An 8,181-nucleotide genomic window follows, 5' to 3' on the forward strand; every position below is an offset into this window, starting at 1 on the left:
TGCCGTCGATGTCAACGGGAGGAGCAGCGATAAATGCGATGATGAAGCAAGTGGTTGCTGCTAACAGGGTGGGGATCATTAATACACCGAACCAGCCGATGTAAAGGCGGTTGTTGGTGCTGGTGATGAATTCACAAAAACGATCCCATACGTTGGCGCTTTGGCGCTGTTGAATGGCGGTTGTCATGTTCTTATGATTGCGTTTTATGTATGTATGTTTTGGTAGGTGTTTCTACCTGATGACTTTATAGTAGGTCAAATATTTCGATTTGTAAAGGGGTTTTCGTAATATTTTTTAAAATTTTTCTCACAGGATCAGAAAACCTAGATATAGTAAGGGTTACAGGCTTTATATTTTTGTAAACCTATTCTCTGGATTGTAAAAATGCTCTCATCTAGTCCCAAGGTAGTCACTTATAGTCCTGCATATACTCTTGTTCCTACTTACGAATGTTTTAATAGATGTAGTTATTGTAATTTTCGTGTTGAACCAGGTTCACTTCCTTGGATGACGCTAGAACAAGCAGAGAATATTTTATTACCTTTAAAAAATCAAAATGTCTGTGAAATACTCATTCTCAGCGGTGAAGTCCATCCTTTATCATCAAGGCGGGAAAAGTGGTTTCAGCTTATTTATGATTTATGTACTTTAGCTTTATCAATGGGATTTTTACCCCATACCAATGCCGGACCACTGAGTTTTACGGAAATGGAAAAGCTGAAAAATGTTACTGTTTCGATGGGGTTGATGTTGGAACAGTTGACACCCAAGTTATTAAATACTGTTCATCGTCATGCACCTAGTAAATTACCTCAAGTGCGTTTACAACAATTACAATGGGCGGGAGAGTTGCAAATTCCCTTTACGACTGGGTTGTTATTGGGAATAGGAGAAAGTGAAGATGATCGCTGGGAAACTTTAACAGCTATTTCTGAGTTGCATCAACGCTATCAACATATACAAGAAGTTATTTTGCAACCCCACAGTCCGGGAAGTCAGCAAACCTTTAACGCAGAAGCTTTTGATCCTCATCAACTACCGCACGTGATCAGGAAAGCACGGGAAATTTTACCCGCAAATATTACAATTCAAATTCCGCCTAATTTAGTGCTAGATGAAAATTGGTTACTAGCGTGTTTAGATGCAGGTGCGAGAGATTTGGGGGGTATAGGTCCAAAAGATGAAGTTAACCCAGATTATCCCCATTTACAGGTTCAGAGATTAAGAGAAATTTTACACTCTGGGGGCTGGGAGTTAGTAACCAGGTTGCCTGTTTATCCTCAGTTTCTAAGAAATAGGTAATTAGGGTTTGCTGAATAAACATGAAAATATTACAGGTCAGGGATTTTAGGCAATTTGAAATTGAAAAAGTGTATATCACAGCCTTTTGCTAGTCCATGAAGTATAAAATAAGAGTAAAAAAGCAATGCACCAACAAGGTTTTACTATTATCTGTGTAGGCTGACTTTAGCCTGATACTGCTAGTAGCAAAAAAATTTTTTCCAACGTATTAATCCCAAGTGAAATTGGGGAATGCTGAAACATAGGAAATAGTAACCTCATCCCAGCGGTTACACAACTTACAGTATGTAGCAAGTATCAAGGTAGCAGTAGCAATGATAGAGCCTGAAAACAAACTATTTGCCCCCAATGATGGTTGGAATGGTTTAGACACAAAAGAAGAACAACGCATCAGAGTATTGTTAGACTTGGGTTTACGGCAACCAGAAACAATTCCGGTATTTGAAGAAGCTACTCAAACAGCTGCTCACTTTTTGGCAGCAGAAATTTCTATTTTGGGATTTATGGACCAAGAAGTTCACTGGTTCAAATCATCAGTGGGTTTATCAAGATTAGGTCTCATGAATGATCTAGCACAAAAACGTCAATTATTACGACGGGATTCTTTTTGCTCTCAGGTGGTAGAAAATTCTCAAACATTAGTTATTAATGATACAAAAGCAGCAATAAATACACCAATATCTACCAGTAAGTTAGTCCAAAAATATGGCATCCGTTCCTACTTGGGAGCGCCATTAATTGATGCTTCAGGATACTGCTTGGGTGCATTGGCAGTCATGAATCGTCAGCCACGCAATTTTACAGATCGAGAAATTGAGTTTTTGCAAATCATCGCTCGTTGGTGCATGAGTGAATTTGAACGCAACCGATTGTTGCAAGGTCAATTCCAAAAAAGCACTATTACAAGTATTCCCAGTACAAGTATTCCTAGCTTGCCATTCCAGGAAGAACAGGCAATTGACTTGAAAATCGCACCACCCATTCTAGAAAATGTTTGTAATTCTACTCAGCAACTGAAACTAGAACTCTTAGGCCAACTAACTCAAGAATTGCGTACACCCTTAACATCCGTACTGGGGATGGCTGGTGTTCTGGCACGTGAAATTTATGGGCCTTTAACAACAAAGCAGCGAGAATATCTAGAGATTATCCAACACAGTGGACGCTACTTATTGTCTTTAGTCAATGAAATTACCGAACTAGGAATATTAAGTGATAATTCTAATGTGCTGAACTTAGCTCCTGTAGATATTGAAATGCTGTGTCAACAAGCTATCAACACTCTATCAGAAGTGGCTGTCCGTCGGAATCAAGAAATTCGCTTGTCTATAGAACCAGGACACAATCGCATTTGGCCTTTAGATAAAGATAAGGTGCGACAAATTTTGTATAACCTGTTGTTTAGCATTATTCAACTTTCTACTACAGGTAGTATTGTTCGTGTTCATATTTCTTATAAAGAAAATACGCTTTGTATTACTATTTGGGTTTCCCATCCCTGGTTAGGAGTAGGAGATGGAAACGGTGAAATTGACTCTTATTTACGTCTTGATTCTTTGTCCATATCAGAAATCTTGGGTAAGTCTGAAAAGTATGATTCTGATTTAGAAAATAAGAATAATGCCCCAGGAAATTGGGAAAAGTCAGCCAATTTGATTGAGCAGCAATTAGGAATCTTGGTTGATAGATCAGATAAGGATTTAGGTAATACTTCTGTGAATCTGTCTCGTGAAAAACTGGGTTTGTTACTCAGCTGTCAGATGGCAGAACTACATGGCGGCCAAATTTCCATCCAAGGTTCTCCAGAATCAGGATATCGCTATGTAATTTCTTTGCCACTGCCAACGGCTAATTCCGCTAAATAGTGACTGGAGACTGGTGATTGGTGACTGGGGAAGAAAATTTTAGATTTTAGATTTTAGATTGGAATTGACAAAAACAATCCAAGATCCTTTCATCCAAAATCCTTTCATTGAATTACCAATTACCAATTACCAATCACCAATTACCAATCACCGGATTATGATTAAGGCTAAGTTCTACAATTAGGTGCTAGTTGATCACAACCTTGTTTATGAATTTAGTCTGGCAAAGATTGACTTTATCCTCTGTACCGCTCAGAGAATATCTGGATACCAGTTACCTGCATCGGTTGATTGTGGGGATTTTACGTCCTTGGCGACAAACCAGTATTTTAATGCAGTGGGGAGATACGATAGCGGCTGCTCTACTTAGTCTTATCTATGCTCTTGCACCTTTTGTTTCTAGTACCCTAATCGGTTTGCTGCTTGTAGCTGGCGTGGGGTTATGGGTGCTATTGACTTTATCTGATGATACAAGTCTGACAAATGCAGCTTCGGTCACGCCAATTCATCTGCTAGTTTTGCTCTATTGGTTTATTGCTGTGGCAGCTACAGCTTTATCACCAGTGAAAAAGGCCGCGTTGAGTGATTTGGTAACGTTAACACTCTATTTATTGCTTTTTGTTCTATGCGCTAGAGTTCTCAGAATTTCCCGGTTGCGGTCTTGGTTGATTACTCTTTACTTACATATATCTCTGATTGTCAGTGTATATGGAATTCGGCAATGGTTTTTTGGCGCTAAAGCATTGGCTACTTGGGTTGATCCAGAATCCAGTTTGGCTAAAACTACCAGGGTTTACAGTTATTTAGGTAATCCTAACTTATTGGCTGGATATCTAATACCAGCAGTTGTTTTAAGTTTGGTGGCTATTTTTGCTTGGCAAGGTTGGATTAGGAAAGCTTTAGCACTAACAATGTTTGTTGTTAATACAGCCTGTTTAGTTCTTACTTTTAGTCGTGGGGGCTGGATTGGTTTGGTGGTGGGGCTTTTGGCTGCAATGGCATTGTTGGTTTATTGGTGGAGTGTGGAAATGCCACCTTTTTGGCGCACTTGGTCATTGCCAATTATTGTAGGGGGTTTGATTGGGGTATTGGTGTTGGCAGTGATTTTTGTTGAACCTGTACGGTTGCGAGTTTTTAGTATTTTTGCAGATCGTCAAGATAGTAGTAATAATTTTCGCCGCAATGTCTGGGATGCTGTTTTTGAAATGATCCGCGATCGCCCCATTATTGGTATCGGTCCTGGTCACAATTCTTTCAATAAAGTTTATCCTCTTTACCAACGTCCCCGTTATACTGCTTTGAGTGCCTATTCAATTTTCCTGGAGACGGCTGTAGAAACAGGTTTTTTGGGTTTAGCTTGTTTTCTTTGGTTAATAATTGTCATCTTGAATACGGCATTTATGCAAATGCGCCGTTTCCTAAATTTGAGAAGTAAAGATGGATTTTGGTTAATTGGGGCGATCGCAACTTTGCTCGGTATGCTCGCTCATGGCACAGTAGATACTGTCTGGTATCGTCCTGAAGTTAATACCGTTTGGTGGTTAATGGCTGCTTTAGTCGCCAGCTATTGGACTCCTTTAACTTCTCAAATAAATCAAGTCCACCCAGAACCGACAGCCTAAGCTAACAATTTTGGATTTTAGATGTTTTGCTTATGAAACACTTACTCATAATCCAAAATCTAAAATCTAAAATCTAAAATCTAAAATCTAAAATCTAAAATTGATGTTGATGTTAGTCTCTGTAACTGGTAGCTCCTGGTGCATTAGGATCACGATAACGAGTTGGTTCTTCTCCACGCTTTTTACCGGCTAAACCAGCTAAACCCAACAGGCCAATTAATCCCAGCCAACCCCAATCAACATCGTTACGATCATAATAAACAGTCCTGTCTGGTACAATGTCTGTTCTAGGTTGAGTCACTTGGGCTTGTGCGGGTAAATTTAAGAGTACAATTCCCATTGTTAGCGTCAGAACTCCAGCGCCAATGGTTTTGGTGAAATTACGTTTCATGGTGAAAGTGCCTTATACCGACTCGGATATTCACCAATGTATCTATTCCTCCGATTTGCCAAATCAATCTGCGGCTATAATCTAGAGTTGGCTGTAAATCAGGCTCAGGGTATATTTAGCTAATAATTTTTCATTGCTCGTTGAATATCACGCTGATCTTGACGGCGTTTGAGGCTTTCCCGCTTGTCGTGAATTTTCTTCCCTTTACATAAACCGATGCTGACTTTTACCCAGCCTCGTTTCAGATACATTTTTAACGGCACTAAGGTTAAACCCTGCTGTTCTACTTTACCAATTAGCTTGCGGAGTTCTTGCCGATGCAGCAGTAATTTACGAGTCCGACGCGGTTCATGATTAAAATATTGTCCACTAGAGGTATAGGGAGAAATATGTACATTTATTAGCCATGCTTCACCATTGCGAATCAACGCATAGCCATCCTGGAGATTTGCTTTACCAGCCCGTATTGATTTTACCTCCGTACCTGCCAGCTGTATTCCCGCTTCGTAGGTTTCTAGGATTTCATACAAATAACGAGCTTGGCGATTGTCGCTAATTACTTTATAACCTTCGTTTTTGTCACTCATTGAAAATCTGCTTTATGTTAAATATTGCTTAGTCGTTTTACTTCGTTGTTTAAAACATTTGTAATTTGAATAATGAATTTCGACTAATTGAATTTTACATTATATTTTCTATTTAATTCAATCTATTAGTGTAACATTATTAAAATTTAAAATAACATTAAATTTTATGAACACTTCCTAAGCATATAATAGCAAAATATTGAGTAAGAAAAATGCTAGGGGTGTACTGTCCATGCCCTTGAAGATCCTTGTAGTGGATGACGACCTCGGCACTCGTCTGTCTATCAGTGATTATCTTGAACTGTCTGGCTATTCGGTGATCATGGCTGATGACGGTCAAGAGGCTTTGTCTATGGTGGAAAAGAACCATCCTGATTTGATGGTGACAGATATTGTTATGCCAAAGATGAACGGCTATGAACTGGTGCGTCGGGTGCGTCAACAAGCTGAGTTTAGGTTGTTACCTGTAATTTTGTTAACAGCCCGAACCAAAACCCAAGAAAGAATTCTTGGTTATCAATCAGGATGTGATTTATACTTACCTAAGCCTTTTGAACTAGAAGAGTTAGCCGCAGCTATTCGTAATTTACTAGAGCGATCGCAAATTATTCAATCAGAATACCGCTTCTCTTATCAAGAAAGTTTAGATGGGTCTAACCTGATAAAATCAATACACGGACAAAATCATTTATCAACACCAATTGTCAATTCTCAGTTGTTATTATCATTAACTACAAGAGAGCAGGAAGTCTTAGAACTATTGACTCACGGGTTGTCTAACGCCGAAATGGGTAATCAACTACACCTCAGTCCGCGCACAGTTGAAAAATACGTCAGCAGTTTATTGAGAAAAACTTTAACCAGTAATCGCGCAGAACTGGTGCGTTTTGCCATCAAGCATGGTCTTGTAGAGTAGTTCAGGAGGCAGGAGGCAGGGGAAGAAAAGATTTTTACCAGTTACCAGTCACCAGTCACCAGTCTCTGATCACATATTCTAGCAGACCTGAACAAGCATCCATGAGGAGGTCAATCACCTGATTAAATCCTTCTGTTCCGCCATAATAGGGATCTGGAACTTCTTTGAGATCGTGTTGAGAGCAAAAATCACACATCAAACGAACCTTATGGTGATATTCTCCAGAACGGTCAACAGCGAGAATATCTTGATAGTTATCCTTATCCATCGCCAAAATTAAATCAAACTCTTGAAAGTCTGATTTTTGAAACTGACGAGCTTGCCCAAGTAGTTTAATTCCCAACTTAGCAGATGCAGCAGCACTCATGCGGCGGTCAGGTGGACTACCAATGTGATAACTAGAAGTACCAGCAGAATCACAGTAAATTTTATCGCTCAGATCAGCTTGATCAATCAGATGATTCATGATATTTTCTGCCGAAGGCGATCGGCAAATATTACCAAGGCAGACAAATAGTAACTTGTAAGACATTTTTCGGGGTTAATCCTTTTAGGTAAATGATTTAATCTACTATGTAATAAACTATGATCAAATAGCACAATAAGTCAAGATTTATATTTAAATAAACATCCCACAATCTCGACAAATAAAGGTATTTTGATGATTTTTATTAATACAGCGGATTCTTTGGTCATGATATACATTATAGCCCCCTCATTGCTGGCGGAGATGGGCTTTTGTCAATAAAGCACTATATCAACATTCCCTAAAAAGTGCAGTCATAGAAATGGGATTGCGAGAATCTGCTAGATTAGTTTTAACACCCCAAGAAATTCAACATTGTTGGGGTGAAGGTGCAGGTTCTCAAGGATGGGAAAAAATCAGAAAATACCTAATTTATGACTTGGAAGATACGAAATTAATTGCTGATAAATTAGTTCCTTCCTATTACTATGAATCGCTGATAGTACCAGGGATGAATTTACAACAATTATCGCTGACTGGTAATGGTACTAACCCAAGTTGCTAGTTATGGGGAAGAGTGATCGCTAAGGCTGTACTTTGTGAAGGCAGTGGGTGAATAAAGTAGTGCTAGTTGCGTAAATCCTGAAAAGAAAGTCGTAGCTGCATAGGGTGACTGGCTCAAAAATTGTAGTGGTTTAGATCTGGACTTTAGACTAAAAGAGAGCGATCATTAGTGAAAGGGACTGCAAAAAAATCAAGGGATGCCTGTAAGAACAGACACCCCCATAGCGGAAAATGAAAAAAGCACAACCAATTCTCATATAACCACTATAGATGTTTTTACACAACTTATGGAATTCCGTCAAGCAGCTTATGATTGTTTATGTAGGGCAAAAGACGCAATATTTGAAATGACGGATGCAATATTGCTGACACGCAACGCCTACAGTCTGGCAGACTTATCACTGTCTCCAGTATTTCGTCGTAAGTGGTCAAGTATTTATGAAACAACACAGGATACCAGACCACAA

General features: G+C 39.2%; 7 protein-coding genes and 3 pseudogenes. 6 read left to right on the forward strand and 4 right to left on the reverse strand.

Translation table 11 applies throughout. From position 1 onward, the window contains the following. Window positions 1-187 (reverse strand): annotated as a pseudogene (locus H6F45_RS25475) (photosystem II q(b) protein); the annotation flags it as partial. A 198-nt stretch (window positions 188-385) separates the two neighbouring features. Here H6F45_RS25475 and cofG point away from each other — a divergent pair. The 3 genes from cofG (at window position 386) to H6F45_RS25490 (ending at window position 4,790) form a co-directional block, all read left to right on the forward strand. Beyond that, the gene (cofG, locus tag H6F45_RS25480) at window positions 386-1,303 is read left to right on the forward strand and encodes a 7,8-didemethyl-8-hydroxy-5-deazariboflavin synthase subunit CofG (protein ID WP_190348750.1); all 918 of its coding nucleotides are present in this window, start codon (window positions 386-388) and stop codon (window positions 1,301-1,303) included. A 314-nt stretch (window positions 1,304-1,617) separates the two neighbouring features. After that, window positions 1,618-3,168, forward strand: coding sequence for a GAF domain-containing sensor histidine kinase (locus tag H6F45_RS25485; protein WP_137668984.1), 1,551 nt, complete (start codon window positions 1,618-1,620; stop codon window positions 3,166-3,168). A 209-nt stretch (window positions 3,169-3,377) separates the two neighbouring features. Continuing rightward, window positions 3,378-4,790 carry an IctB family putative bicarbonate transporter gene (locus H6F45_RS25490; protein ID WP_190348751.1) on the forward strand — a complete coding sequence of 471 codons (1,413 nt, stop codon included), beginning with the start codon at window positions 3,378-3,380 and terminating at the stop codon, window positions 4,788-4,790. A 112-nt stretch (window positions 4,791-4,902) separates the two neighbouring features. Here H6F45_RS25490 and H6F45_RS25495 read toward each other — a convergent pair whose 3' ends face one another. Further along, window positions 4,903-5,181, reverse strand: coding sequence for a WGxxGxxG family protein (locus tag H6F45_RS25495; protein WP_096569131.1), 279 nt, complete (start codon window positions 5,179-5,181; stop codon window positions 4,903-4,905). A 119-nt stretch (window positions 5,182-5,300) separates the two neighbouring features. Next, window positions 5,301-5,768 (reverse strand): SsrA-binding protein SmpB, encoded by a 468-nt coding sequence (gene smpB / locus H6F45_RS25500; RefSeq protein ID WP_096569128.1) that lies wholly within the window; start codon window positions 5,766-5,768, stop codon window positions 5,301-5,303. A 232-nt stretch (window positions 5,769-6,000) separates the two neighbouring features. Here smpB and H6F45_RS25505 point away from each other — a divergent pair, with 232 nt between their 5' ends. Then, window positions 6,001-6,684, forward strand: coding sequence for a response regulator transcription factor (locus tag H6F45_RS25505; RefSeq protein WP_096569125.1), 684 nt, complete (start codon window positions 6,001-6,003; stop codon window positions 6,682-6,684). Between the two features lie 55 nt (window positions 6,685-6,739). Here H6F45_RS25505 and H6F45_RS25510 read toward each other — a convergent pair whose 3' ends face one another. Beyond that, window positions 6,740-7,216: a low molecular weight protein-tyrosine-phosphatase gene (locus H6F45_RS25510; protein WP_137668982.1), complete on the reverse strand. Its 477-nt coding sequence runs from the start codon at window positions 7,214-7,216 to the stop codon at window positions 6,740-6,742. Window positions 7,217-7,412: 196 nt separating this feature from the next. On the opposite strand from H6F45_RS25510, the pseudogene H6F45_RS25515 reads away from it, so the two are divergent. Beyond that, a pseudogene (locus H6F45_RS25515) lies at window positions 7,413-7,700 on the forward strand (DNA polymerase I); the annotation flags it as partial. Window positions 7,701-7,911: 211 nt separating this feature from the next. Beyond that, window positions 7,912-8,181 (forward strand): annotated as a pseudogene (locus H6F45_RS25520) (hypothetical protein); the annotation flags it as partial.

The organism is Sphaerospermopsis sp. FACHB-1194, from assembly GCF_014696235.1.
GTDB lineage: Bacteria > Cyanobacteriota > Cyanobacteriia > Cyanobacteriales > Nostocaceae > Sphaerospermopsis > Sphaerospermopsis kisseleviana.

Excerpts from the sequence above, each read along its gene's own strand:
- H6F45_RS25485 (WP_137668984.1), top strand. The coding sequence starts at position 1,618 with ATGATAGAGCCTGAAAACAAACTATTTGCCCCCAATGATGGTTGGAAT.
- H6F45_RS25510 (WP_137668982.1), bottom strand. The coding sequence starts at position 7,216 with ATGTCTTACAAGTTACTATTTGTCTGCCTTGGTAATATTTGCCGATCG.
- H6F45_RS25505 (WP_096569125.1), top strand. The coding sequence starts at position 6,001 with ATGCCCTTGAAGATCCTTGTAGTGGATGACGACCTCGGCACTCGTCTG.
- cofG (WP_190348750.1), top strand. The coding sequence starts at position 386 with ATGCTCTCATCTAGTCCCAAGGTAGTCACTTATAGTCCTGCATATACT.
- smpB (WP_096569128.1), bottom strand. The coding sequence starts at position 5,768 with ATGAGTGACAAAAACGAAGGTTATAAAGTAATTAGCGACAATCGCCAA.
- H6F45_RS25495 (WP_096569131.1), bottom strand. The coding sequence starts at position 5,181 with ATGAAACGTAATTTCACCAAAACCATTGGCGCTGGAGTTCTGACGCTA.
- H6F45_RS25490 (WP_190348751.1), top strand. The coding sequence starts at position 3,378 with ATGAATTTAGTCTGGCAAAGATTGACTTTATCCTCTGTACCGCTCAGA.